At 39.8% G+C, this 26,396-nt stretch carries 20 protein-coding genes, 2 pseudogenes and 1 riboswitch; of the genes and pseudogenes, 3 read left to right on the top strand and 19 right to left on the bottom strand.

The genetic code is table 11. The features are described from left to right. Positions 1 to 24: 24 nt before the first annotated feature. From KHA97_RS12430 to KHA97_RS12455, 6 genes are all read right to left on the bottom strand, one after another. Positions 25 to 642: a thymidine kinase gene (locus KHA97_RS12430; protein ID WP_213125048.1), complete on the bottom strand. Its 618-nt coding sequence runs from the start codon at positions 640 to 642 to the stop codon at positions 25 to 27. Positions 643 to 1,110: 468 nt separating this feature from the next. Further along, positions 1,111 to 1,311: a 50S ribosomal protein L31 gene (rpmE, locus tag KHA97_RS12435; protein ID WP_213125049.1), complete on the bottom strand. Its 201-nt coding sequence runs from the start codon at positions 1,309 to 1,311 to the stop codon at positions 1,111 to 1,113. A gap of 147 nt (positions 1,312 to 1,458) precedes the next feature. Continuing rightward, a complete protein-coding gene (gene rho / locus KHA97_RS12440; RefSeq protein ID WP_213125050.1) occupies positions 1,459 to 2,745 on the bottom strand; it encodes a transcription termination factor Rho in 1,287 nt (428 codons plus the stop codon). A 345-nt stretch (positions 2,746 to 3,090) separates the two neighbouring features. Continuing rightward, complete coding sequence (locus KHA97_RS12445) at positions 3,091 to 4,377, bottom strand: UDP-N-acetylglucosamine 1-carboxyvinyltransferase (protein WP_213125051.1); 1,287 nt, start codon at positions 4,375 to 4,377, stop codon at positions 3,091 to 3,093. Between the two features lie 263 nt (positions 4,378 to 4,640). Further along, positions 4,641 to 5,504, bottom strand: coding sequence for a class II fructose-1,6-bisphosphate aldolase (gene fba / locus KHA97_RS12450; RefSeq protein WP_213125052.1), 864 nt, complete (start codon positions 5,502 to 5,504; stop codon positions 4,641 to 4,643). Positions 5,505 to 5,672: 168 nt separating this feature from the next. Then, a complete protein-coding gene (locus KHA97_RS12455; protein ID WP_213125053.1) occupies positions 5,673 to 6,047 on the bottom strand; it encodes a response regulator in 375 nt (124 codons plus the stop codon). A gap of 271 nt (positions 6,048 to 6,318) precedes the next feature. On the opposite strand from KHA97_RS12455, the gene KHA97_RS12460 reads away from it, so the two are divergent. After that, positions 6,319 to 6,840 (top strand): DUF2529 domain-containing protein, encoded by a 522-nt coding sequence (locus KHA97_RS12460; RefSeq protein ID WP_213125054.1) that lies wholly within the window; start codon positions 6,319 to 6,321, stop codon positions 6,838 to 6,840. 50 nt (positions 6,841 to 6,890) lie between these two features. On the opposite strand, the gene KHA97_RS24020 is transcribed toward KHA97_RS12460, so the two are convergent. The 3 genes and pseudogenes from KHA97_RS24020 to KHA97_RS12470 all read right to left on the bottom strand — a co-directional run bounded on the left by KHA97_RS24020 (position 6,891) and on the right by KHA97_RS12470 (position 10,197). Beyond that, a complete protein-coding gene (locus KHA97_RS24020; protein ID WP_325167429.1) occupies positions 6,891 to 7,898 on the bottom strand; it encodes an IS3 family transposase in 1,008 nt (335 codons plus the stop codon). Between the two features lie 101 nt (positions 7,899 to 7,999). Then, positions 8,000 to 8,347, bottom strand: a pseudogene (locus KHA97_RS24450) (helix-turn-helix domain-containing protein); the annotation flags it as partial. A gap of 251 nt (positions 8,348 to 8,598) precedes the next feature. Further along, positions 8,599 to 10,197, bottom strand: a complete 1,599-nt coding sequence (locus KHA97_RS12470) for a CTP synthase (RefSeq protein WP_213125055.1) — start codon at positions 10,195 to 10,197, stop codon at positions 8,599 to 8,601. 109 nt (positions 10,198 to 10,306) lie between these two features. On the opposite strand from KHA97_RS12470, the gene KHA97_RS12475 reads away from it, so the two are divergent. Continuing rightward, positions 10,307 to 10,537 (top strand): hypothetical protein, encoded by a 231-nt coding sequence (locus KHA97_RS12475; RefSeq protein WP_213125056.1) that lies wholly within the window; start codon positions 10,307 to 10,309, stop codon positions 10,535 to 10,537. Between the two features lie 219 nt (positions 10,538 to 10,756). On the opposite strand, the gene KHA97_RS12480 is transcribed toward KHA97_RS12475, so the two are convergent. The 10 genes and pseudogenes from KHA97_RS12480 to KHA97_RS12525 form a co-directional block, all read right to left on the bottom strand. Next, entirely contained in the window at positions 10,757 to 12,265 is a 1,509-nt protein-coding gene (locus tag KHA97_RS12480; protein WP_213125057.1) for a DUF1846 domain-containing protein, read from the bottom strand. A 748-nt stretch (positions 12,266 to 13,013) separates the two neighbouring features. Beyond that, a pseudogene (rpoE, locus tag KHA97_RS24635) lies at positions 13,014 to 13,235 on the bottom strand (DNA-directed RNA polymerase subunit delta); the annotation flags it as partial. A 309-nt stretch (positions 13,236 to 13,544) separates the two neighbouring features. After that, positions 13,545 to 16,784 carry a fused isobutyryl-CoA mutase/GTPase IcmF gene (icmF, locus tag KHA97_RS12490; RefSeq protein ID WP_213125059.1) on the bottom strand — a complete coding sequence of 1,080 codons (3,240 nt, stop codon included), beginning with the start codon at positions 16,782 to 16,784 and terminating at the stop codon, positions 13,545 to 13,547. Beyond that, positions 16,784 to 17,431 carry a TetR/AcrR family transcriptional regulator gene (locus tag KHA97_RS12495; RefSeq protein ID WP_325167449.1) on the bottom strand — a complete coding sequence of 216 codons (648 nt, stop codon included), beginning with the start codon at positions 17,429 to 17,431 and terminating at the stop codon, positions 16,784 to 16,786. The genes icmF and KHA97_RS12495 overlap by 1 nt, the downstream gene beginning before the upstream one ends. A 24-nt stretch (positions 17,432 to 17,455) precedes the next feature. Continuing rightward, on the bottom strand, positions 17,456 to 18,592 hold the full coding sequence (locus KHA97_RS12500; protein WP_213125060.1) for an acyl-CoA dehydrogenase: 1,137 nt from the start codon (positions 18,590 to 18,592) through the stop codon (positions 17,456 to 17,458). 55 nt (positions 18,593 to 18,647) lie between these two features. Beyond that, complete coding sequence (locus KHA97_RS12505; protein WP_213125061.1) at positions 18,648 to 19,784, bottom strand: acyl-CoA dehydrogenase; 1,137 nt, start codon at positions 19,782 to 19,784, stop codon at positions 18,648 to 18,650. A 24-nt stretch (positions 19,785 to 19,808) separates the two neighbouring features. Continuing rightward, complete coding sequence (locus KHA97_RS12510; protein ID WP_213125062.1) at positions 19,809 to 20,660, bottom strand: 3-hydroxybutyryl-CoA dehydrogenase; 852 nt, start codon at positions 20,658 to 20,660, stop codon at positions 19,809 to 19,811. Between the two features lies 1 nt (position 20,661). Next, positions 20,662 to 21,858 carry an acetyl-CoA C-acetyltransferase gene (locus KHA97_RS12515; protein WP_213125063.1) on the bottom strand — a complete coding sequence of 399 codons (1,197 nt, stop codon included), beginning with the start codon at positions 21,856 to 21,858 and terminating at the stop codon, positions 20,662 to 20,664. Between the two features lie 113 nt (positions 21,859 to 21,971). After that, positions 21,972 to 24,083 carry a (Fe-S)-binding protein gene (locus KHA97_RS12520; protein WP_213125064.1) on the bottom strand — a complete coding sequence of 704 codons (2,112 nt, stop codon included), beginning with the start codon at positions 24,081 to 24,083 and terminating at the stop codon, positions 21,972 to 21,974. Positions 24,084 to 24,444: 361 nt separating this feature from the next. After that, complete coding sequence (locus KHA97_RS12525) at positions 24,445 to 24,783, bottom strand: hypothetical protein (protein ID WP_213125065.1); 339 nt, start codon at positions 24,781 to 24,783, stop codon at positions 24,445 to 24,447. A gap of 195 nt (positions 24,784 to 24,978) precedes the next feature. Continuing rightward, a riboswitch (cyclic di-GMP riboswitch) is annotated at positions 24,979 to 25,067 on the bottom strand. A 151-nt stretch (positions 25,068 to 25,218) separates the two neighbouring features. Between KHA97_RS12525 and KHA97_RS12530 the strand changes: the two genes are divergently transcribed. Next, entirely contained in the window at positions 25,219 to 26,142 is a 924-nt protein-coding gene (locus KHA97_RS12530; RefSeq protein WP_213125066.1) for a nuclease-related domain-containing protein, read from the top strand. Positions 26,143 to 26,396: the final 254 nt, after the last annotated feature.

The following is a 26,396-nucleotide window of genomic DNA, read 5'->3' on the forward strand; positions in this document are numbered from 1 at the left end:
TCAAGGACTGTCAATATGTATGTTTTATTTACTATTTTCAATAGGTTGTCGTAAGTTGGCATTCGTTCCTGCAGGTACTTCGTGATGATGCCTGCATCTTGCTTCGTACGCTTCGGAAGCTCCAACTAAAATAATCGGGTCGTCATAACATGCCGGTTCTCCATTAATGAGTCGTTGCGTTCTGCTTGCAGGCGATCCGCAAACGGCACAAACTGCTTGAAGCTTTGTTACATGCTCTGCAATGGCCATTAAATTTGGCATTGGTCCAAATGGCTCCCCGCGAAAATCTTGATCCAGACCTGCAATGATCACTCGGTGCCCACTATCCGCTAATTGTTGGGCTACTGCGATAAGATCATCATCAAAAAATTGAGCTTCATCAATGGCAACAACATCGATATCAGCATGTACAGCATTTAATATGTCAGAGGAATGTTGCACAGGTTGTGCTTTCACAGCTGTTCCATTATGCGAAACAACCTCTTCTATACTATAGCGGTCATCTAATTGGGGTTTAAAAACCATAATGCTTTGCTTCGCAAATTGCGTTCTTCTGACTCGTCTAATCAATTCCTCCGACTTTCCAGAGAACATGCTTCCACAAATAACTTCAATCCATCCTGTATGTTTGATTATATCCATGAGATGACTGCTCCTTTCAGGTTTTTCTATGAGAGTGTGTTCCTTATGTGAGAGTATGTATACTTTATAAGAGAGTATATACCTTATATACGAGAGTAAATCTTTTTTTATACGACAATCGCAACAGTTATACGGAGATTAAATTCACCTATGATACAATAAAAACTTATTATCCGCCAATTAGTGCTCCTCCTGCGATAATTAATTCCGCTTATACAGCACTACACACTGCGAAAAAAGTACTTATCGTATAGATTTCCCCCATTTCAGACAATAAAAAAACAGGCAAGCAATTCTTGCCCGTTTTTTCGAACATTCTTATTGTCTAGCTCCAGCGCCTATCGACTAGAAAACTTCCTGTCCTTTTCCTACGATAAGTCAACATCGACTCATTCTTCGTCGTGTTTCCTTTATCTCAGTCAAAGGCCCTGAAGTTTTTACGTCGATAAACAGGCGCTTCTGCTTTTCTTACTTAAGTCCGTATTTTTTATTGAAGCGGTCAACGCGGCCATCTGCAGACGCGAATTTTTGACGACCTGTGTAGAATGGATGGCATTCTGAGCAAATTTCTACACGAATGTTTTCTTTAACAGATCCGCCTTCAAATTCATTTCCACATGCACATTTAACCATTACTTTTTTATATTCTGGATGAATTCCTGCTTTCATTACTTTCATCTCCTTATGCCCTGAATCATTTGCTGAAACAGAGTTATCTATCGTGATGCTTTTAGCATTTTTTACTTCGAAAACACATTTTTCATTATAACAAGGGCTTCTTTAAAATGCAATATTTCTTCATGAAAAAATTAAGTCTTATAGAACCGTTCTTCCATTCGTATTGCCTTTTGCTTCCGCAGCTGCAAGCATATTAAAAAATTCTTCATTTGTTTTTGATTGACGCAGCTTTCGTAAAAACTTCTCTGCAAAGTCTGGGGAATCTGACATGACTTTACGAAGCTTCCAAAGTTTTTCAAGCTGTTCCTTAGGAATGAGCAATTCTTCTTTTCTTGTACCGGAACGGCGAATATCGATTGCCGGGAAAATTCTTCTTTCCGCGAGTGAGCGGTCAAGGTGAAGTTCCAAGTTTCCAGTTCCTTTAAACTCTTCATAAATAACATCGTCCATACGGGAACCTGTATCGACAAGGGCAGTAGCTAGAATCGTTAAGCTGCCGCCTTCTTCAATGTTTCTTGCTGCTCCGAAAAATCGTTTCGGACGATGAAACGCAGCTGGATCGATACCACCTGACAATGTTCGTCCACTTGGTGGAATCACTAGGTTGTAAGCACGCGCAAGTCTTGTAATACTATCCATCAAAATAACGACATCGCGCTTATGTTCCACTAAACGCATCGCTCGTTCTAAAACAAGCTCAGCTACTTTTATATGATTTTCAGGAACTTCGTCAAATGTGGAGCTGACAACCTCCGCATTGACTGAACGTTCGATGTCCGTAACTTCCTCTGGACGCTCATCGATCAATAATACAATCAATTCAGCTTCAGGGTTATTCGTAGTAATCGCATTTGCAATCGATTTTAAAAGCATCGTTTTCCCTGCTTTTGGAGGGGCAACGATTAATCCACGTTGTCCAAAACCAACCGGTGATATTAAATCCATGATTCTAGTTGATAGATTCGTTGGAGTCGTTTCCAGTTTAATTTGGCGATCAGGATAGAGTGGCGTTAATGCTGGGAAATGGACACGCTCTTTAGCACTTTCTGGATCATCACCATTGACAGCTTCAACATGCAACAAGCCGAAATAGCGTTCGTTTTCTTTTGGCGGCCTTACTTTTCCTGATACTTTATCACCATTTCGTAAATCAAATCGTCGGATCTGTGAAGCTGAAATATAAATGTCCTCTGAACTTGCAGAATAGTTGATTGGTCTTAGAAAACCAAACCCCTCGGATTGAATAATTTCCAGTACGCCCTCCATGAAGAAGAACCCTTCTCGTTCTGCACGTACTTTTAGGATTGCAAAAATCAATTCTTTTTTCGTTAGTTTACTGTAATACGAAACCTTATATTCACGGGCCAGTTCATATAATTCTTTAAGTTTCATATCTTCCAATAATGAAATTGTTAACTCAGCCATTTCGACACCACTCTTTTTTAGTTTGGTCTTAATACAGGAAAACTGGCATACGTCTCCCCTGTTTTAAGATAAAAAATAATAAAACAATAAATAAAATAAGATCGTTATTCACCGGAAAAAGGAATCAAATAATGCCATAGGTAGAAAAAACTCTCGATGAAAAAACATTGATTAAGAGGAATTAAAAATAAAAACCATAGTAACACATTAGAAGAGTATGAAGAGGTTGAGGAATAAAAGGCCTCACCTTATGCCTATTTTACATGGAAATGATAATAGTTGCAAAGGAGAGTCTGCATTTTTTTAGACTCTCCAAAAAAATGTTTTTCGTTTTTTTCTCTTAATTTAGGAACTCTTTAATTGTTCCATTTCTTCCTCAGTCATTTTTTCTCGCCAGATGGTTGCTCCAAGTCCATTTAACTTCTCAACTAAATCACTGTATCCTCGATCAATATGCTCAAGTCCCGCTACTTCTGTTATGCCTTCCGCGAGCAAACCTGCAATGACAAGTGCAGCCCCCGCTCGCAAATCAGAAGCTTTTACTTTCGCCCCTTGTAGAATAGATGGCCCATTCACAATTGCAGAGCTGCCCTCTACTTTAATGTTCGCGTTCATTCTCCGCAATTCATCAATATGTTTAAAGCGTGCAGAATAAATCGTGTCCGTTACAATAGAAGACCCTTCAGCTTTCGTCAACAGTACGGTAAAAGGCTGCTGTAAATCAGTGGGAAATCCAGGATAAACTAGTGTTTTAATATCTATCGGTTTATATTTATTACTTTTTCCAATAAAAATTTGATCGTCTCCGGTTTCTACGGGCACTCCCATTTCACGAAGTTTTGCAATAAGCGATTCAAGGTGATGCGGAATGACATTATCGATTAGTATTCCTTCCCCGACTGCAGCACCAAGGATCATAAACGTTCCAGCCTCAATTCGATCGGGAATGATTGTGTGACGGCACCCATCCAGACGGTCAACTCCATCGATACGAATTACATCTGTGCCTGCACCTTTGATTTTTGCTCCCATATTCGTTAACAGTGTGGCAACATCAATAATCTCAGGTTCTTTCGCTGCATTTTCAATAATTGTGCGACCTTTTGCCTTAACGGCTGCAAGCATAATATTAATCGTTGCGCCAACACTGACAACATCCAAATAAATTCTTGAACCACGAAGTTCATCCGCACGTAAATAAATGGCACCTTGCTCGTTTGTCACTTTTGCCCCTAACGCTTCAAAGCCTTTAATATGCTGGTCTATCGGACGTGGCCCTAAATGGCATCCACCAGGAAGACCAATCACTGCTTTTTTAAAACGGCCAAGCATCGCCCCCATTAAATAATAAGACGCCCGCAGCTTTTTCACCTTTCCGTTCGGAAGCGGCATGGAAATCATTGAACTCGGATCAACAGTCATTTCTCCATCTTTAAAAGTGACATTTCCGCCTATTTCTTCAAGGAGTCCTTGTAGTGTATGAACATCTGAAATATCAGGAAGGCCTTCAATCGTTACAGGTGATTCAGCTAATATCGTAGCAGGGATAAGCGCAACGGCACTATTCTTTGCACCACTCACTTTTATTGTCCCTTTTAACGGATACCCACCTGCTATTTTTAGCTTTTCCATTTTTGTCTCCCTTTCCAACTCTATTGGGTAAATATTCCAATGGCTTTTTTAAACGAACAATAGATTATATGTATTATATACGAATTTAACATAAACATGTAGAAATAAAGTAAATTATTAACAATAATATCGAATAATATGGATTTATTGCAAGTGTGGAAAAAATTATAGGGGATTCATAATCGTATTTTTATATCGATACAGTTACATTAAATTGCAAATTGTATAGAAACCGCCCATTAAACATGGACGGTTTCGTTTTATTATGCTTTTTGAGATGAACCAAACTCACGCATTTTGCCTTTTACTGTTTCTTTAATAGCATCGCGCGCAGGTCCCAAATATTTACGTGGATCATACATATTTGGATCAGCTGCCAATACTTCACGTACACGTGCAGCAGATGAAATTTGGTTTTCAGTGTTCACATTGATTTTAGCTGTTCCGAGTGAAATTGCACGTTGGATGTCTTTTGTCGGAATGCCTGTACCGCCATGAAGAACAAGTGGTACTCCTGTCAAATTCATGACTTCTTCCATACGATCAAATCCAAGGTTTGGTTCACCCTTATACGGTCCATGGACGGAACCAAGAGCTGGAGCGAAGCAATCTACTCCTGTTTCACGTACAAGTTGATCACATTCTTCTGGAATTGCATAAGCTGCGTCAGCATCATCAACAGATAAGTCATCCTCTTGCCCGCCGATTCGGCCTAGTTCCGCTTCAACGGAAACACCAAACATATGCGCTAGCTCGACAACTTTCTTCGTCAATGCAATGTTTTCCTCAAGTGGATAATGTGATCCATCAATCATAACAGATGTGAAGCCAGCATAAATTGCTTTTGCACATGCTTCAAAGCTAGAGCCGTGGTCCAAATGAATAGCAACAGGTACAGTTGTACCATATTCCTCCATTAGGGTTTCAACCATTTTTACTACAAACTTGAAGCCGCCCATATAGCGTGCGGCACCTTCTGATACACCAAGGATAACAGGAGATTTTTCTTCTTCTGCCGCTTGTAGAATTGCTTGAGTAAACTCAAGGTTATTCAAGTTAAATTGACCGACAGCATATTTTCCTTCTTTTGCTTTATTAAGCATTTCGGTCATGGAAACTAAAGGCATTCTTTTTTCCTCCTCTGAGTTAAACTGCGCACTGTTGTGCATGATTGATCCTGACCCAAAACTAGGACAGGGACATTTTTCATTTTCATCATATCAAATTCATCAAATGTTTACCAACTATGAAAATGTTTTTTGTCAGAGGAAATTGAAATATAAAGAATCTTTTTATTATGTGTCCAACTTTATAGGTATGTATGTTCTAATAGTTTGACGAAGCTCAACAATGTCGAATGGCTTTGTAAAATGCGCCAAAGCCCCTAATTTTTTGGCCGCTTCAATCTTTTCAAGTTCTCCGTATGCAGTCATAATAATAACGCGAATGTCTGGGCGTATTTTTTTCATTTGCTGAAGAATTTCTAATCCATCCATCCCAGGTATTTTCATATCGAGTAATACAAGATCAAGGGTATGTTTTTTTGTAATAGCTAAAGCTTGTAAACCATTTGCTGCTTGGAAAACTTGATAGCCTTCTTTTTGCAATATTTCGTTTAATAATATGCGTATTCCAAACTGATCATCGACAATCAAAATTTTCTCCTTCATTATATCCCCCTCTTTATTTCATTATAACGAACATCGATAAAAATTAATAGGGTATTAAGATGGATTTCGCAATATTATTCGCTTTTTTTCTTGAAGGTCAAATTCGTTTCAAAATACAACAATTGATAACAATCACACTTACTTTTTCTCCATAATCAGCTCTTTGTCCTTCTAAAAAAAAGCGACCTTATTTGACATAAATTGTTTATGCCAGTATGGTATAGTATTATTTTTAGTAGTGTCTTGCGGTTTTCTAAAAGGAGTGTACGCTATGCAGAAAATGTTTACGACCCAGTTGGCTGGATTATTTAAAAGAATACTTGAAAAAGAAGAGTTAAATATAGAAGATGGTGCTCGGGTTTTAGCGCAGGCACCAGTTGGGGAAGGCAACATTTTTATAAAGGGATTCAAAGAAATGGAAGGAGCCGTAATAGAAGCACTTGAGGGTGCTGAGCCATTAAAAGGCGCCGTTCGATTAGAATCTGTTGAAAAATTATCCCACGCAGATAGAGTAATGTTGATCACCCGCTTTGCTGACGATGTGGAAGCAATGGAGTTTGGTAAAAATCTTGTCGAAAAAAATATACCTTTTGTTGTCATTGCAGGCGAGAACAAGTCCGGGGGCGAGAGCTTAGCTGACATAGCGGATGTGTTTATTCAAACGTATGTAATCAAACCGTTGCTTCCAACAGAAGATGGAAATCGAGTTGGTTTCCCTTCCTTAATAGCAGCACTCTATATTTATTTCTCATTAAAGTTCACGATAGAGGAAATTTTAGAAGAATATGAATGATGAAAGGACCGGTTTTGGTGTGCTGAACCCTAAAAGTTAGACCAAAATATTTATGCAGCTAGTTGACTGGTATGAAGACGGTATTCCACCGGGCTCATGCCAGTCAATTTTGCTTTTATCCGTTCATTGTTATAGTAAAAAATATAATCAGATACTGCTTGTTTAAGCTCTTCAAATGACTTATAAACTCTACCGTAATACATTTCCTGTTTCATTATCCCGAAGAAATTTTCCATTGGTGAATTATCCAGACAGTCTCCCTTTCGGGACATGCTTTGAAATATACCGTTATCTTTTAGTTTCCTTACATATCTTTTCATTTGATAACCCCAGCCTTGATCAGAGTGTATAGTCGTTCGATAGGGGCAATCTTTTGTTATTTCAATTGCTTCGTCTAAAGCATCCATAATTGCTTGAGCGTTTGGCCGTTCTGAGAACCGAAAGGATAGAATTTCACTATTAAACATATCTAAAAATGGATCTAAATAAGCCTTCTTAATGATTATCTTCCCATCAGAATCGGTCGTATAGTATTTGAATTCAGATGTATCAGTCGTTAATTTTTGATGTGGAATACTTGTATGGAATCTACGGTTTACAAGGTTTTTCGAAATCTTGCCTATAGTTCCTTTATAAGTGCTGTATTTACGAGATTTACGTGTGAATGATGTACAAGTAATACCAAGTTTATTGGTAATCCGTAGGATTTTTTTGTGATTTACGATATAACCTCTCTTACGCAATTCCATATCAATTCGACGATATCCGTAATTTCCATTATGTTTGTCTACAATATCTTGGATGATCTTTTCAATCTCTTCATCTGGATTGGATTCATTAAATCGTTTTTGCCAATACATATAGGTTGCTTTTGGAAAACCTGTGGCTTCAAGGATAACAGCTAATTTGAATTGTTTTCTGAGTTCGTGAATGACCCTGGATTCTGTTTTAGCAGTCGGCTCGGAATATTTACCCCTGAAGCACGGAGCTTTTTTAAATAGGCATTCTCCGCACGTAGTAACTCTATTTCTTTTAAAAGTTGTTGTTCTTTCGTCAATTTCTTCTCATTTTTATTCCTCTTTGATTCGTTGGACAATGATGGACGCCCCTTTGATTTAGAGAGTCCTTCAATACCTTCATTTTGCCATTTCCTCAACCAATTAAGAATCATAGGTGGTTCAGTAATGCCAAATTTTCTAGCAACTTCTTCAAGGGAATCTCCTGTTTTTACCTTATAGTTTAAGACATCTAATTTAAATTGAACAGGATAATTCGTAATTGCTTTTTTAGAAGCCAAACCCTGTTTGCCAAATTGTTGGAACGCACTGACCCATTTTCTTATATTGGTTTTACTTTGAATTCCAAATCTAATAGCCAAGGAAGCATATCCACCTTCACCTGCTAAATAAGCGTCAACTACATTTTGCTTAAATCCTTCATCATATTTGACCACAAAAAACACCCCAAGAGTTAGAATTGTTTGTCTAACTTTTGGGGTGCACATCATGGATACCGGTCCTTTCTGTGTCTAGCTATAGTGTCCTTTAGATAAGTTAGACGCTTGCGCTTTTCTTTGTCTAGCTCCAGTCGCCTATCGACTAGCAAACTTCTTGTCCTTTTCCCTACGATAAGTCAACATCGACTCGTCTTGTCTAGCTCCAGTCGCCTTCCACTTTTCCAACCTCGTCGTGTTTCCTATATCTCAGTCAAAGGCCCTGAAATTCGTACGTCGATGAGCAGGCGTTTTCGCTTTTCTACTTACTGTTTATTTAATGATGCCTCTACAAATCCGTAGAATAGTGGTTGTGGGCGTGTTGGGCGTGATGTGAATTCTGGATGGAATTGGCATGCTACAAACCATGGATGGTCGGCAAGCTCTATGATTTCCACTAAACGTCCGTCTGGGCTCGTTCCCGAGAAAATAAACCCTTTTGCTTCCATCTGCTCACGATATTCGTTATTAAACTCATAACGATGGCGATGGCGTTCTTCCACTGAATCTTCCTTATATGCCGCATATGCTTTAGTGCCAGATTGAAGTTTACAAGGATATAAACCTAAACGTAATGTACCGCCAAGATCCTCAACATCTTCTTGGTTTGGTAAAAGGTCGATGATTGGATATGGTGTTTCCGGATTGATTTCAGACGAATTGGCTGTTTCTAAGCCGAGAACATTTCGCGCATATTCAACTGAAGCAAGCTGCATTCCTAAGCAGATTCCAAGGAAAGGAATTTTATTTTCACGTGCATATTTGATTGCCGCTATTTTACCTTCAATCCCTCTATCCCCAAAGCCACCAGGAACAAGGATGCCATCCACATCACCAAGCTCCGCAGCAACATTTTCTTCAGAAATGAGTTCAGCATTAAGCCATTTAATTTCAATGTCTGAGTCAAATGCATATCCTGCATGTTTTAATGCTTCAACCACAGAAATATAAGCGTCTTGCAATTCAACATATTTACCAACAAGTGCAATTTTAGTTGTTTTAGAAAGACCCTGCACCTTTTCAACAAGCTGTTTCCATTCCGTCATATCTGCTTCACGGCAATCAAGGTTCAAATGCTCACATACAAGTTGGTCTAGCTTTTGATCTTGTAATGAAAGTGGGATGGAATACAATGTGCTCGCATCACCCGCTTCTATAACGGCTTCTTTATCAATATCACAGAATAAGGCAATCTTGTCCTTCATTTCTTGAGAAATTGGCATTTCTGTACGAACGACAATGACATTAGGATTGATACCTAAGCTATGAAGTTCTTTAACGCTGTGTTGTGTCGGCTTCGTTTTCATTTCACCCGCAGCTTTTAAATAAGGAACGAGAGTACAATGAATATACATGACATTTTTACGGCCAACATCGTTTTTCATTTGGCGAATGGCCTCTAAAAATGGAAGAGATTCAATATCCCCTACTGTACCGCCAATTTCCGTAATAACGACATCCGCTTTCGTTTTTTCTGCAGCACGAAAGATACGATCTTTGATTTCATTTGTTATATGGGGAATAACTTGAACTGTGCCGCCAAGATAATCACCGCGACGTTCTTTTTTGATTACTTCGGAATAAATTTTTCCAGTTGTCACATTGCTATATTTGTTTAAATTAATATCAATGAAACGCTCATAATGCCCTAGGTCTAGGTCGGTTTCAGCACCGTCATCTGTAACGAAAACTTCCCCATGCTGATAAGGGCTCATCGTACCGGGATCAACGTTAAGATATGGATCGAATTTTTGAATGGTTACTGTTAATCCTCGGTTTTTTAGCAATCGACCGAGCGATGCAGCTGTGATTCCTTTTCCAAGTGATGATACAACCCCGCCGGTAACGAAAATATACTTTGACACGAATATTTCCTCCTTTATGACATTAGTAAGCTCCTAATCAAACAACGCATATCTTTACGTGGCACCTCTTAGTATGATCAATGTATCAACAGAAGGAGGTGCTTTTCTAATGCCACAAAACCCAATGACGATTGTCCCCGTGACCTTGCATACTGAGCCAGACGGCATCCTTCCAATTGCCTATGTCCATTCCTCTGGCCTTTGTACTATCAAACTAGCAAAACGTGGAGGAGCGCATCATCCAAACGATCATGAGGGAGCTGATCCACCGATGAGACAGGATTATACCAGTGTCAAAAACATCTATATCATTTGCGGGAAAACAGATATGCGCAAATGAATTGATGGTCTAGCTACGTTGATCCAAGACTCTTTCGAGCTCGGTCCATATAGCGACTCTATCTTTCCCCTGATTTCTATACGTATTGTCAAAACCTCTATAGTAAAAAGTTAATAATTCCTTGATTTAAAAGGGGTTATAAGAAAAAAACTTGCCACTCCCTAAATCCTGGGGATAATCCGATTAGGAAGTGACAGGTTGTTGTTCCCTCAATTATCATTAATTATAATACAGATTCTCTGTCGGGTATACCGGGTCATTGGTGATATCGATGCCAAGTTTTTTCAGGGTCTGTTCGTTTTCTCTGCTCAAAATGACCGTAGAATGAGCTTGTGCGGCTTTTAAATTCGGCAGTTGCTGATAAGCGAGCTGAGCAGTAGGATTGGTGACGGCACTGATTGCCAATGCAATCAACAATTCGTTTGCACTTAATGTCGGTACTCTACTGTTTAGATCATCGGTTTTTAAACGCTGGATGGTTTGCAAAATCATCGGTGCTAAAAGATCAATTTCATCCGCTACATTAGCCAATAACTTCAACCCATTCAGAATCGCCGCTGCCGAAGCATCCATAAGTTTTGTGGTTCGACCAGTAATGATCTTGCCGTTTGGCAGTTCGATCGCAATCACTGCCTGAAGATTCGTACTGCCGATCCTATCCTGCACCGTTATTGCATAGTCGCGTGCTGGCAATACGGGTACCCGATCTTCTTTTTTCAAGTCGCTTTCTTCCAAAATCACTTGCATACGCCGAAGAGTATCTTCATCTGCCAATCCTTTTTTATAGTCATTTTCTACAGCGAAACTGCGCCGAATGATTTCTTGCTTTGCAGCTTCCCGTACGACTTGATCATCTATGATACCCGACTTAAGGCGATTGACACCCATATCCGTCGGCGATTGATAAACAGATTCTTTACCCGTGATTTTTTCAATAATCCGTTTGATGACTGGGAACGTTTCGATATCGCGATTGTAATTGACCGCCACTTCTCCATAAGCTTCATAGTGGTAGTTGTCGATCATATTCACGTCTTTCAAATCCACAGTAGCGGCTTCATAAGCAATATTCACAGGATGCTTCAATGGTAAGTTCCAAACGGGAAAAGTTTCAAACTTTGCGTAGCCTATTTTGTTTCCTAGTTCATGTTCGTGGTACATTTGGTTTAAACAAGTCGCGAGTTTTCCGCTTGCCGGACCTGGCCCTGTTACCACTATGATCGGCTTTGACGTTTCAATATAGGGGTTCTTTGCAAATCCTTCCTCGCCGACGATCGCTTCCACATTCGTCGGGTAACCTTCAATAGCGCGATGAGTGTAAACGTTGATACCGTTCCGTTCCAGCTTCGCCATGAATACTTTGGCATTTGGCTGCTCTTGGTAACGTGTAATCAAGACACTGTTAACAGATATGCCGTATCCGCGATATTCATCGATCAAGCGCAAAACATCTTGGTCATAAGTAATACCATAATCTTCGCGTATTTTTTTCCGTTCAATGTCACTTGCGTACACACAGATAATGATCTCCGCTTTTTCCTTCAGTGTTGCCAACAACTTCATCTTTGCATCTTCATCAAATCCCGGCAAAACACGCTTGGCATGTTTGTCGCCGATCAATTTGCCGCCGAACTCCAAGTAAAGCTTATCATAGTGTTGTACCCGTTCAAGGATATAGGAAGATTGTTCTTTCAAGTATTTCTCTGAATCAAATCCAACTTTTTTCATCTTTCTTCCGCTCGCTTTCGAATGTGAATAACAAATTCCCCATCTTATGTATGATAAACTATAGTTCCCTCTTTGCACGAAAGAACTCTTTATTAGTATCTTAATCGGAAACTCATTTTCCTCTTTGCTAAGATTATATCTATATTGGCTATCAAAGCCACATTTCACCTTAGATAGTCAAATCATTTTGATTGCATTTTTAATAAAAACGCATCTACCTTTGAACGAAAAACCATTGGATAATCGCACCCCCGTATAATTATTATACGGGTTATTTTGACATTACATATGCTTCCTCAATTTTACATTGTTAGTAAAAAATAAAAAACGCCCCCGCGTAAGGGAGCGTGAAATAATATTTTCAGCAGTCCTTTTTCAAGGAGCCCAAATAAAATTCTACATACTCACTGATTGTAAGTCAAGAGGATTACTCCTCTTCCTCTTCTTCCTCTTCTAAATCAAGGTCCTCGTCCTCATCTTCAAGATCAAGGTCCTCTTCTTCTTCTTCGATTTCATAATCATCTTCGATTAATTCATCGTCTTCAAATTCTTCTTCTTCTTCTTCTTCACGAAGAGCTTCAAGGCTTTCGTCTTCTTCCTCGTCCAATTCATCCACATCATCGAAATCTTCGTCTTCATCGAGGTCAAAGTCAAGATCTTCATCTTCAAGATCTAAATCGTCATCTTCCAATGCCGCTTTTGCCTTCTTCTTCTTCTTCGTTTTTACAGGAGCGATAATTTCCTCATCGATTTGATCAATAGGATACCACTCGCGTAATCCCCAGCGATTTTCACCAAGTGTTAAAAAGCGGCCATCCACATTCAAATCTGTATAAAATTGCAGCATACGTGTCGTTTTCTCTTGTTCGTTTAATTCAAGATAGTTTGCAATTTCATCTACAAGATCCTTAAATGAAATAGCTTCTTTCTTTTCTTCAAAAATATGTTGAGCAATTTCAATAAAAGACATTTCTTTTCGTTCTTCTTTGGACAATTGCAATAAGTTCAATAAATGCACATCCCTTCACTCTTTTAAACCAAAAATCCATACTCACCATTATAAACAAATTGTTTTCAATTATGCCACTGTTTTCGCCAATTATTAAAAGTTTTTTCCATTTATCCTTTTGAGCAATTTAATAGGGAATGATTTCATCCATTATTTGCGCGATTTTCAAATCAAATAGCAGAATTTCGGATTCATTAAACGGGAATCAAATCGAGTCACAAACTTCAAATAGAATTGTACTTATCCTTAGTTAAATGCACGATTTTCTTTTTACATATTACGGCGGTATTTTCCTCCTACCTCGTATAAAGCATTTGTGATTTGCCCAAGGCTTGCTACTTTCGTTGTTTCCATTAGCTCAGCAAAAATATTCCGCCCGTTTATGGCTGTCTCTTTTAATTTGACTAGTGCTTGGTCAACTTTGTCTTGATACTGTTTTTGAAAAGACTTTAAGTTTTGAATTTGCGTTTCTTTTTCTTCTTTTGATGCACGTGCAAGTTCGAGACTATTCATTTCTTCTTCCGAAGGCGGGTTTGGATTTACATACGTATTGACCCCAATAATCGGCAGCTGCCCCGAATGTTTCAACATTTCATAGTACATCGATTCTTCCTGGATTTTTCCGCGCTGATACTGCGTTTCCATTGCACCCAGCACGCCGCCGCGATCATTAAGGCGCTCAAATTCTTGCAAAACAGCTTCTTCAACCAAATCGGTTAGTTCTTCAATAATAAAAGATCCTTGAAGTGGATTTTCATTTTTCGATAATCCGTGCTCCTTCGTAATGATCATTTGAATTGCCATCGCACGGCGGACTGATTCTTCCGTAGGAGTCGTAATCGCCTCATCATATGCATTTGTATGGAGTGAATTGCAATTGTCTTGTAGTGCCATCAATGCTTGCAATGTCGTGCGGATGTCGTTGAAATCAATTTCCTGAGCATGAAGGGAACGCCCGGATGTTTGAATATGATATTTCAGCTTTTGACTGCGCTCATCTGCTCCATATTTATCTCGCATCACTGTTGCCCATATTCTACGAGCAACCCTACCAATAACCGTGTATTCAAGATCGAGACCGTTCGAAAAAAAGAACGACAGATTCGGAGCAAAATCATTAATATTCATTCCACGGCTCAAATAATACTCCACATAGGTGAATCCGTTGGCGAGTGTAAAGGCGAGCTGGGAAATGGGGTTTGCCCCAGCTTCCGCAATATGGTAGCCGGAAATTGATACGGAATAATAATTACGGATTTTATGATCAATAAAATATTGCTGGATATCCCCCATCATGCGTAAGGCAAATTCCGTTGAAAAGATGCATGTATTCTGACCTTGATCTTCTTTTAAAATATCTGCTTGCACCGTGCCTCTTACGGTTGCTAAAGTTCGCTCTCTTACTTCGGCATATTCTTCTTCTGTAAGTGTCCTGCCTAGCTCATTTGCTTTCTTTTCTGCTTGCTGGGCAATTGCCGTATTTAAAAACATCGCCAAAATAATCGGAGCTGGCCCATTGATCGTCATCGATACGGATGTAGATGGAGAGCAGAGATCAAAGCCTGCATACAGTTTTTTCATATCATCCAATGTACAAATGCTAACGCCGCTTTCCCCTACCTTTCCGTAAATATCCGGGCGGTAATCAGGATCTTCTCCGTATAATGTGACTGAGTCGAATGCAGTGCTTAGCCGCTTCGCCTCATCATCCTTCGATAAATAATGAAATCGACGATTCGTTCGTTTAGGAGTTCCTTCTCCTGCAAATTGACGTTTCGGGTCCTCCCCTTGACGTTTAAAAGGAAAAACGCCGGCTGTAAACGGGAATGCACCTGGAATATTTTCTTTATACATCCATCTTAATATTTCTCCGTAATCTTCGTATTTTGGCAATGCTACCTTTGGAATGGAAAGGCCAGATAACGTACGTACTCTTAGCTCTGTTATGATTTCTCGATTACGAATGCTTGTCGCAAACTGTTCTGCAGCGTATTTTTCCTTTATCGTCTCCCATTCATTCAATATTTTGATAGAAGCAGGAGTTAAGTGCGACTTTGCTTTTTCACTAAGTCTTTCGAGTTCTTTGATTACATTCGGGATTATTTCCCCATCTTTTGCAGCTGCAATTGCACCTTCAAGCTGAAAAAGTTGGCGTGCAAATTTTACTTGTTCTTCTGTCTTTTTATGATAATTACGGACGGTCTCCACAATTTCACGTAAATAATATTGGCGATTGATTGGAATGATGACGTCTCTTTTTTCACTTATTTCTACTCGTTTCGGAGAAAAATTCCATTCGTTATCTGTTAGTTCATTTATCTTTTGAACTAACGCTGCAAACAACGTATTCGTTCCTGGATCATTAAATTGGCTAGCGATTGTACAATATACTGGCATCGATTCAAGCTGATGGTCGAATAACAGATGGCTGCGTTGGTATTGCTTTCTTACTTGATTTCTAGCATCTTCGGACCCTTTTCGTTCAAATTTATTAATGACAATGAAATCGGCATAGTCAATCATGTCGATTTTTTCAAGCTGTGAAGGTGCTCCGAACTCACTCGTCATAACATACATCGAAATATCGCTAATCGTACTAATTTCCGCATCCCCTTGACCAATTCCACTCGTTTCGACCACAACAAGATCGACCCCTGCCGCTTTTACAATTTGAATGGCATCCTCGAGGCAATCGGAAACCTCGCTTTTCGAACCTCGTGTTGCTAAACTCCTCATGTACACATTTGGAGAAAAGATAGCGTTCATTCTAATTCTATCGCCTAAAAGCGCCCCACCTGTTTTTTGCTTTGTCGGGTCAACCGATAGAATTGCCACTTTTTTATCAGGGAATTCATTTATGAATCTGCGGATGAGTTCATCTGTGAGTGAACTTTTTCCTGCCCCACCCGTTCCGGTTATTCCAAGTACAGGGGTATTTCCTGCATCCTCTTTCGATTTTTTTAAAAGATTAGCAAGGGATTCTTTGTTATTTTCAGCAACTGAAATCAATCTGGCAGCTGCCTGAAAATTACCTTCTCGAAGTTTTTCAATCTCGCTTCCCAGTGACTGAATCGGAATTTCCGTATCACATTCCTTAAGCATGATATTGATCATTCCTTGCAGGCCGTGGATGCGTCCGTCTTCTGGAGAAAAAATCCTTGCGATTCCATAATCATGAAGTTCTTTGATCTCACGAGGAATGATGACCCCGCCACCGCCACCGTAAATTCGGATATGCGACGCACCTTTTTCCAAGAGTAAATCATGTATATATTTAAAGTACTCGACATGACCACCTTGATAAGATGAAATGGCGATGCCTTGTACGTCCTCTTGAATGGCTGCATTAACCACTTCTTCGGCTGAACGATTGTGGCCGAGATGAATGACTTCAGCACCACTTGCCTGTAAAATTCTCCTCATAATGTTAATAGAGGCATCGTGGCCGTCAAATAAGCTGGATGCCGTTATGAATCGGACGTGATTTTTCGGTTTGTAAACTTCAGTCATCACGTTACCCCTCCTCGGTTCGTTTCGTAGCCTTGAATCCCTGTAAAAAGCAAGTCGATTTGGAGTGTAATATAGTCTTCGATAGAATATATCCTTTTTAAAGCCCAACGACGGAAACCCCACATTTGCCCTTGAACAAAGATATTATGTGCAAGTAAATGCTGGTGCTCCTTGCCGATATCCAATTCTCCATTCTTGACACAACGATTGATCAATCGTTCAAACATCGAAACCATTTCGAGTTCTTTTTTTAAGACGTATGGGAGTGCTTCTTCAGATAGGGCTTTTGCCTCTTGGTACATGACGAGTACTTCATCCTGCATATCATCGATTAATTTAAAATAATGTTTGATTCCAAGCTTAAGACTTTCGAGTGTTCCTTGACCGAGTTCGATGCTGCTTAATCGTTCGCTCACCTCATCATAAATACTGTCGCATACAAGATAGAGAACATCTTCTTTCGTTCTGATATATTCATATAGCGTTCCGATGCTGAACCCTGATGCTTTAGCGATTTCTCTCGTCGTCGTTCGATGGAAGCCCTTTTCTTTAAAAAGAGAAACTGCTCCGTGAATCATTTGGTTACGCCGTTTTTTAATGAGGCTTTCATCTTTTACCGATGCATGAACCTCACGTTTTTCTTCCACTTCTTCTCACCGCCTTCTAGCAAACTATTTAGTTAGCATTCGAGAAATAACGATACGCTGGATTTCTTGTGTGCCTTCGTAAATTTGTGTGATTTTGGCATCCCTCATATAACGCTCTACTGGATAGTCCTTCGTATATCCATATCCTCCAAAAATTTGCACGGCTTCCGTCGTTACTTTCATTGCCGTGTCCCCTGCCATCAGTTTAGACATGGAGGATTCTTTTACATATGGAAGACCAGCTGATTCCAGCCATGCCGCTTGATAAGTGAGAAGGCGAGATGCCTCAATAGATGTCGCCATATCAGCAAGCTTAAAGGAAATCCCTTGGTTTTCGACAATCGATTTTCCAAATTGCTTACGTTCTTTTGCATATGCAATAGCCGCATCCAACGCTCCTTGAGCAATCCCAACCGCTTGAGCAGCAATTCCATTACGTCCGCCATCAAGTGTCATCATCGCAATTTTGAAGCCTTGCCCAACTTCGCCGAGGATATTTTCAGCAGGGACCTTGCAGTCTTCAAAAATAATTTCAGTTGTAGGTGATGAACGAATCCCTAGCTTTTTCTCCTTTTTCCCAACGGAGAAGCCTTCAAAATCTTTTTCGATAATGAATGCTGTCGTACTTCGTTTATCATTCGGATTAGTTAGAGCAAAAACGATATAAATGTCTGCGATGCCACCATTTGTAATGAAAATTTTAGATCCGTTCAATATATAGCTGTCCCCATCGAGACGAGCCGTCGTTTTCATCCCGCCTGCATCCGATCCAGAGCCAGGTTCAGTGAGTCCATAAGCTCCTATCTTCGACCCTTCAGCCATTGGCCGCAAATATTTTTGCTTCTGCTCTTCCGTTCCAAACTTAAATAATGGCCAGCAAGCAAGCGATGTGTGTGCCGAAAGAGTCACCCCGGTAGACGCACACACTCGAGAAAGCTCCTCCACCGCAATACAGTACGCCAAATAGTCGCTCCCAATCCCACCATATTCCTCAGGCCACGGAATCCCAGTCAACCCGAGTTCAGCCATCTTTTCAAAAATCCCCATATCAAACCGCTCTTCCTCATCCCTCTCCGCCGCGGTGGGTGCAACCTCATTCTCAGCAAAATCCCGGACCATTTTCCTGATCATCTCGTGCTCTTCACTAAGTCGAAAATTCATCCTTTATTCCTCCTAACCTGTCCCTTTGGGGACTGTCCCCAAGGGGACGGGTTCATTATTTTAGTAGATGTTTTGCGATGACGATGCGTTGGATCTCGCTTGTACCTTCGTATATTTCAGTGATTTTAGCGTCGCGAAAATAGCGTTCGACTGGGTATTCCTTTGTGTAGCCATAACCGCCAAAAACTTGGAGAGCTTCCGTTGCCACTTCAACAGCTGTTTTTGAAGCGAATAATTTTGCCATTGAAGCTTCTTTTGCACATGGGATTCCTCTTTGCCATAAATCGGCAGCCTGATAGACTAAGAGACGTGAACTTTCGACGGCTGTGGCCATATCTGATAGCTTGAAGGCGATACCTTGTTGTTCTGCAATCGGCTTTCCGAATTGTTTACGTTGGCCGGCATATTTTACTGCTGCTTCAAAAGCCGCTTCCGCTATCCCAAGTGCCTGCGTTGCAATTCCAATTCGACCGATATTTAAATTGGAAAGCGCAATTTTAAAGCCTTCCCCTTCTTCCCCAAGCCTGTTTTGGGCTGGCACTAACGCATCTTCAAATGTTAGTTGAACAGTTCTTGAGCCATGAAGCCCCATTTTTTTCTCGTCTTTTCCTACTATTAAACCCGGAGTATCCTTTTCCACAATAAAAGCAGACACTCCTCTATTGCCCGCACTCGGATTTGTTACAGCAAACACAATATACAGATCGGCTTCCCCGCCGTTCGATACAAAAGCTTTTATTCCATTTAGCTTGTAATGATTATCCACTCGCGTTGCACGAGTTTGAATATTCGCAGCATCTGAGCCTGCATTTGGTTCGGTAAGGGAAAAAGCCCCTAAATACTCTCCGGTAGCAAGTTTTGTTACATATTTTTGTTTTTGTTCCTCCGTTCCAAAATAAACAATCGGATTCGTTCCTACAGATGTATGGACCGATAATATAACTCCTAAAGTCGCGCTCATCTTGGATATTTCGTTAATGGCGATAATATAGGAAGTAAAATCCATTTCCGAACCGCCATATTTTTCAGGAACCGTAATCCCCATTAATCCGAGCGGCCCCATTTTTTGTAAAACCTTACGTGGAAATTCACCAGCTTCCATTTTTTCAACGTAAGGTGCAATTTCTTTTTCAGCAAAATCACGAACCATATTCCTCATCATCAACTGTTCTTCAGTAAATTGGAATTTCATGGTAGACCTCCCAGAATCAAGGAATTAGTCGTAAATGTAAAAACCGCGCCCTGTCTTTTTACCGAGCCAGCCAGCCTTCACGTATTTTCGCAAAAGTGGACACGGACGGTATTTATCATCGCCAAAGCCTTCATGTAGGGTCTCCATAATATACAAGCAAGTATCCAAGCCGATAAAATCAGCTAACGTCAGTGGTCCCATCGGATGGTTCATCCCGAGTTTCATAACCTCATCTATTGCTTCCTTCGTCGCAACACTTTCGTAAAGGGTGTAGATGGCTTCATTGATCATCGGCATAAGGACACGATTCGATACGAATCCCGGAAAATCATTGACTTCAACAGGAACTTTTCCAAGAGTTTTCGCCATCGCTTCAACCGTTTTATACACTTCATCTGCAGTAGCAAGTCCGCGAATAATTTCAATTAATCTCATTACTGGAACAGGATTCATAAAATGCATGCCGATGACTTTTTCTGGTCGAGTTGTTGCGGCAGCGATTTCTGTAATCGGGAGTGAGGAAGTGTTGGATGCGAGAATCACGTGCTCTGGCGCGATTTTATCCAACTTAGCAAAAATCTCTTTTTTTACTTCCATGTTTTCAGTGGCTGCCTCAATGACAATATCTACTTTTTCCGCATCGTTTAAATCAGTAGATCGGTTTAAATTTTCTACCACATTTGCTTTCTCTATTTCTGTCATTCTTTCCTTTTCTACTTGTCTGCTCAAATTTTTCTCAATGACGTTTAGCCCTTTTTCCACAAGTTCGTCGGTCAAGTCGTTCAAATACACTTTGTACCCTGCCATTGCACACACTTGTGCAATCCCTGAACCCATTTGTCCCGCCCCGACGACCATCACTGATTTAATTTCCATCTTATGAATGCACCACCTTTGGTACTTCGATTAAAACGGCATCACCTTGGCCTCCACCAGAACAAATCGACGCGATTCCAAGTCCGCCTCCACGTCGTCTTAACTCGTACGCTAATGTCAAAATAATTCTTGCACCACTTGCACCAATTGGATGGCCAAGTGCAATCGCACCGCCGTTCACGTTCACTTTTTCAGAAGCTAAGTTGGCTATTTTATTACTTGCGAGAGCCACCGCTGCAAAAGCTTCGTTAATTTCAAACAGGTCGATTTCCTCAATCGTTTTTCCTGTCTTTTTTAGAAGTTCATTAATGACAAGCCCAGGAGTTTGCGGAAATTCTTTCGCTTCCACCGCCACTTCCGCAGTCCCGAGAATATAAGCTAACGGCTGTTTACCTTCCTTTGCGGCACGTTCTTCACTCATTAACACGAGCGCGGCCGCCCCGTCATTCACTCCAGGAGCGTTTCCTGCCGTAATCGTTCCATCTTTATCAAAAACGGACTTAAGCTTTGCCAGTTTTTCTAATGTCGTATCTTTACGAGGTGCCTCGTCATCTTTTATGACTAAAGGCTCGCCTTTACGCTGGGGTAATTCAACCACCACGATTTCCTCAGCTAACTTCCCAGATTCCATCGCCTTAATTGCTCTTTCATGGCTTCTAAATGCCCATTCATCCTGATCTTCTCTAGTAATCTCAAATTCTCTAGCGGTCTGATTTCCGTACGTTCCCATATGGACACCCGTAAACGAACAAGTAAGACCATCATGGGTAAGTAAATCAACTAAAGCAGCATCGCCCATTTTGTATCCCCATCTTGCGTTCGGTAACATATATGGTGTATTCGACATGGACTCCATTCCACCAGCAACAATCACTTCTTCGTCTCCTAATCGAATAATTTGATCTGCAAGTGTGACGGCCCTCATCCCAGAGGCACATACTTTATTGATCGTTTCGGTTTTTACATTCCAAGGAATACCGGCCTCCCGTGCAGCCTGCCTTGAAGGTAATTGTCCCTGTCCTCCTTGTAGTACTGTTCCTAATATGACCTCCTGCACTTCTTCAGGCGCGACATTCGCCCTTGCCAACGCCTCTTTAACCGCAATTCCTCCTAGCTTTGTCGCCGACAATGAACTTAGAGCTCCACCAAATTTTCCAAAAGGGGTACGTGCACCAGCAACAATGACCGTTTTCGCCATGAGCCACTCTCTCCTTTTACAAAGATAGTAAACGCTTACAATATTTCGACTGAACGCTCGCTCAATTTCCTTTTCTACATAAGCGCTTCAACTGTCATTGAAGCGCTTATCTTCTATGAAACTAGTTCTTTATCTTCTCCAAATACTGCTTTTTCTAATAACTCCGCTACGTCATACGTTTTCACTGTGTCTTCTACTTCCTTTGCCTTCGTTCCATCTGAGAGCATCGTTAAGCAATAAGGACAGCCTGAACTGATGATGGATGGGTTGACGGCAAGTGCTTGTTCTGTTCTGGCGACATTTACACGTTGACCCGAGTCCTCTTCCATCCACATTAATCCTCCACCCGCTCCACAGCACATCGCATTTTCACGGTGACGCTTAATTTCCACGAGTTCCACCCCTGGAATAGATTTAAGGATTTCCCTTGGTGGATCATATACTTCGTTATAACGTCCTAGATAGCAAGAGTCATGGAATGTGATTTTTTCATTGACTGCATGGCGCGGTTGCAGACGTCCTTCTTTAACGAGTTCGTCAAGAAGCTCTGTATGATGATATACTTCCGCTTTAAATCCAAAATCAGGGTATTCATTTTTAAAAATATTATATGCGTGCGGATCAATCGTGACGATTTTCTTCACACCAATTTTTTCAAACTCGGCAATATTAGCGGTCGCCAGTTCTTGGAATAAAAATTCGTTGCCAAGACGGCGCGGCGTATCACCCGAATTTTTTTCCTTATTTCCGATAATGGCAAAGGAAATGCCCGCTTCATTTAATAATTTTGCAAAGGAGAGGGCAATTTTTTGACTGCGATTATCAAAGGCCCCCATTGATCCGACCCAGAATAAATATTCGAAGTCTTCTCCTATCTTTTTCAATTCTTTAACTGTTGGTACATACACATCTTCACGAGTATCACGCCAGTTTTCTTTTTCCTTGCGGTTCAATCCCCATGGATTTCCTTGACGCTCAATGTTTTGCATCGCACGCTGTGCATCTGGATTCATTTTCCCTTCCGTTAACACGAGGTAACGGCGCATATCGATGATGTGGCTGACATGCTTATTCATTACTGGACATTGGTCTTCACAGTTGCGGCATGTTGTACAAGCCCATAATTCTTCTTCCGTAATAATTTCACCAATCATGCTAGGTTCATAGTTTACAGCAGCTGCTGCTTCCTCGGCACCCTTGCCTTTAGCTGCTTTTGCAAGTTGGTTCCCAACCGTTCCCGCAAATGCGAATGCAGGTACCCAAGGTTGTTTTTGCGTGACAGCCGCGCCATAGTTCGTTAAATGGTCGCGGAGTTTGGTCATAATGTCCATCGGAGAAAGCATTTTTCCCGTGCCTGAAGCCGGGCACATATTCGTACAGCGTCCACATTCGACACAGGCATATAGATCCACAAGCTGAAGATTAGTAAATTCAGTAATTTTCCCCACACCGAAACTCTCTTGTGTTTCATCCTCAAAATCGATTGGAGCAAGTTTCTTCCCGCCATCAAGCGGTTCGAGATATACATTGGCAGGGCCGGCAATTAAGTGAGCATGTTTCGACTGTGGTACATACACAAGAAATGCAAGTAATAGAAGTAAATGGACCCACCAAGAAACATAAAATACTACAGCTGCAGCCATTGGACTCATCCAACTAAAGAGTGTGGCAATTCCTGCGGCGACAGGCTCTGTCCATGTGAGAGTTTGCTCATGCCATAAAAGAGACATACCGTTTCCGAGCAAGACTGAAAGCATGAGCCCACCAATAAAAATTAGTACGAGACTTGGGTAAAATCCACGTTTTAATCTAGGTAATTTTTCAATATAACGTCTGTAAAAAGCCCATACGACCGCTACTAAAATCATTAAAGTGACAATTTCTTGGAAAAATTTAAAGCCTGGGTAAAGAGGACCGATAGGAAGGTGGGAACTTGGTGCAAGACCTTTCCAAATAAAGTCAATCGCACCGAATTGAACAAGAATAAAGCCATAGAAAAACATAACATGAATCAGACCACTTTTTTTATCTTTCAGCAGTTTCTTTTGACCAAATACATTGGTCCAAATATTATTAAAACGTGACTTAACATCATTATCAAACTCTGCTTTTTTTCCTAGTTTAATATACGCAATTCGCGTTCTGACAACATACACGAACAAGGAAATGGCGTAAGCGGTTACAATTAAAAATGCAAGCCAATTTATCCAAAATAAAATGTCCATAATCGGAACTCCTTTCCGGCGTTATCCGAACTTTTGTTTACCTTCATTATATAATGAATGAGCATTCAGTCAAGACTGAATATTCTCTTCTAAAGTATATGAAAAAAGTTCCGAGTATTATCCCGGAACTTTTTTAGAAGTTAATCTATATTTTGAACTAAGGCTTTTGCTGTCCAGCGCAAGCTGCCTTCGATGAGCTAGACATTGTTTAAAGCGCTTTTATAGTAAGTAAATGTACTAGTAAAAGCTAGCGGAATCGCTAGCAGTAAAAACCGTATTATAATTGGTTTTGACTTAATAGAAGTGAATAGTTCACCTTCTTGAGAAATTTTTTAAAAGTAAAAGAGCGGTGTTTGCCATTTTATAAATTAATCCATTGGTCTGAATTTTTTAGCGATAAATCTATATGTACGTGGTGGTTAATTTGTTTATGATTTCTTAAATATTTTTGGAATAGTTTAACATCCTTAATCGCCTCAATAAAAGAAATGTCACTAAACTGATTAGTTCGATGATATTCCAAATACTGAATTAAATTCTCTTCCTTAACAAACCCAAGATAATATATATTCGTATGCTCATATAAGAAGTTAAAAATTCTTTCAAACGATTTAACGCTTGCAATATTGAAATCCTCATCTAATGTAAATTGCGAAAGCAATAAGTTATATCTTGAGCACTCCCGTCGTACATCTAACATCTAAATCCACAACTCCTCTATCTCTCTATGATTGTTTTTAAACGTTTCAATACTAAGCAAAGGAAGGTTTTATCTCATGTCTTAAAGCTAATGGAAATTCACCGCTTACATTTTATTTTCTTTTACTCATAAAAAAGGCTACTCTTAATAAAAATAGCCAAAAAATACCATTTCATATTTGAAATAGTTAACCATTTTGGCAGCCAGGCGATCATAGTTGCACAATAAACCTTAGACCCTTTGCTTTGCGTCCTACCCTTTCGGAAAGTTTGCCTTTATCTAGGAAATATAAACCATTACATTTGGAGTATAAAACAAATTTCAACAATATTCAACAAATACTCTTTATACTAGATGGCAACTTGTAAAGATAGGTACTTTTTCCTATCATAGGTTTAAGTCGATTTTGTCAAAAATATAGAAAGGAAGTGGAAAATGTTTCTTAAACCACTACTCAAATCGAAGGAATTAATAGTTTATAGGATTTTAAATAGTCGTATGAATTTGACATCTAAAGATATGTCACAATATTTGACTCTCCAAAAAGGCTATGAAGGCGAAAAAGATTTTAACTCTTTATTAGAAAAGCTACCAATTACCTTCCTCATATTAAATGACTTACTGCTTGAAAAAAACAACACATTTTTCCAAATTGATACTCTACAAATTTATCAAAACACCATTTATCTTTTCGAAGTGAAAAATTATGAAGGTGATTTCTATGTCGAAGAAGATAGATGGTATTCAGTCGCAACAGGTAAAGAAATACAAAATCCTTTAACCCAGTTATCAAGATGCTCATCTTTATTTAGGCGATATCTGCAAGACATAGGGATAAGTAACTTGTCAGTTAAAGAACTCCTTATTTTTATCAACCCCGAGTTTACCTTATTACAAGCTCCTCGCAACAAACCAATCATTCTTCCTACACAGCTCAATCGATTCATAAGTGATCTAAACTCTATACCATCACAACTAAGTGATTTTCACTATAAGTTAGCGGCAAAAATAAATTCAGATCATGTTGTGGAAAATCCTTATAAACAACTGCCCGAGTATGAATATGCACAACTAAAAAAAGGAGTTATATGCAAATCATGCTACTCCTTTATGTCAAAGTTAAGCAATACGGAATTAATATGTAGGAAATGCGGATTCAAGGAACTGCTCGAAGCCTCGGTTATGCGCAGTGTTGAGGAGTTTAGCGTTCTTTTTCCGGAAATAAAAATCACAAGTAAAATTATTCATGAATGGTGTAATATTAACTCCATAAGAACAATTAGAAGAATATTGAAGAAGAATATGACTCAATATTATCTGGGGAGGTATTCGTATTATACATTTCCGACTCAAAAATAAATAATTCAGAAACTAGATGCTTTTTAAAGTTAATGAATTGGACATATAATCTCAAACTTTCTTTTATCAAGTTCGAAGCGTGTAGTCATTGTGACCTCTATGATCTTTCTTCTCTTTGAAATGTTTACGTAGCGTCTTTAGTGACAAAATTTTCTTTAACGCTTTAAACACTACATTCGGGTAGTAGAGCAGGGTTTATCTTTGGAATGTGTTCATTGAACCTTCTAATCGGCCAGGATACTACGATTTACTTC

The organism is Lederbergia citri (genome assembly GCF_018343625.1).
In the GTDB taxonomy this organism is placed as follows: domain Bacteria; phylum Bacillota; class Bacilli; order Bacillales; family Bacillaceae_C; genus Lederbergia; species Lederbergia citri.

What these genes read in the sequence shown, in the direction of transcription:
- rho (WP_213125050.1), bottom strand. Translation starts at nt 2,745, where the DNA reads ATGGCTGAGTTAACAATTTCATTATTGGAAGATATGAAACTTAAAGAA.
- KHA97_RS12455 (WP_213125053.1), bottom strand. Translation starts at nt 6,047, where the DNA reads ATGAAGGAGAAAATTTTGATTGTCGATGATCAGTTTGGAATACGCATA.
- KHA97_RS12430 (WP_213125048.1), bottom strand. Translation starts at nt 642, where the DNA reads ATGGATATAATCAAACATACAGGATGGATTGAAGTTATTTGTGGAAGC.
- rpmE (WP_213125049.1), bottom strand. Translation starts at nt 1,311, where the DNA reads ATGAAAGCAGGAATTCATCCAGAATATAAAAAAGTAATGGTTAAATGT.
- KHA97_RS12530 (WP_213125066.1), top strand. Translation starts at nt 25,219, where the DNA reads ATGTTTCTTAAACCACTACTCAAATCGAAGGAATTAATAGTTTATAGG.
- KHA97_RS12510 (WP_213125062.1), bottom strand. Translation starts at nt 20,660, where the DNA reads ATGGAAATTAAATCAGTGATGGTCGTCGGGGCGGGACAAATGGGTTCA.
- KHA97_RS12500 (WP_213125060.1), bottom strand. Translation starts at nt 18,592, where the DNA reads ATGAATTTTCGACTTAGTGAAGAGCACGAGATGATCAGGAAAATGGTC.
- KHA97_RS12515 (WP_213125063.1), bottom strand. Translation starts at nt 21,858, where the DNA reads ATGGCGAAAACGGTCATTGTTGCTGGTGCACGTACCCCTTTTGGAAAA.
- KHA97_RS12520 (WP_213125064.1), bottom strand. Translation starts at nt 24,083, where the DNA reads ATGGACATTTTATTTTGGATAAATTGGCTTGCATTTTTAATTGTAACC.
- KHA97_RS12460 (WP_213125054.1), top strand. Translation starts at nt 6,319, where the DNA reads ATGCAGAAAATGTTTACGACCCAGTTGGCTGGATTATTTAAAAGAATA.
- icmF (WP_213125059.1), bottom strand. Translation starts at nt 16,784, where the DNA reads ATGACTGAAGTTTACAAACCGAAAAATCACGTCCGATTCATAACGGCA.
- fba (WP_213125052.1), bottom strand. Translation starts at nt 5,504, where the DNA reads ATGCCTTTAGTTTCCATGACCGAAATGCTTAATAAAGCAAAAGAAGGA.
- KHA97_RS12525 (WP_213125065.1), bottom strand. Translation starts at nt 24,783, where the DNA reads ATGTTAGATGTACGACGGGAGTGCTCAAGATATAACTTATTGCTTTCG.
- KHA97_RS12480 (WP_213125057.1), bottom strand. Translation starts at nt 12,265, where the DNA reads ATGAAAAAAGTTGGATTTGATTCAGAGAAATACTTGAAAGAACAATCT.
- KHA97_RS12505 (WP_213125061.1), bottom strand. Translation starts at nt 19,784, where the DNA reads ATGAAATTCCAATTTACTGAAGAACAGTTGATGATGAGGAATATGGTT.
- KHA97_RS12475 (WP_213125056.1), top strand. Translation starts at nt 10,307, where the DNA reads ATGCCACAAAACCCAATGACGATTGTCCCCGTGACCTTGCATACTGAG.
- KHA97_RS12445 (WP_213125051.1), bottom strand. Translation starts at nt 4,377, where the DNA reads ATGGAAAAGCTAAAAATAGCAGGTGGGTATCCGTTAAAAGGGACAATA.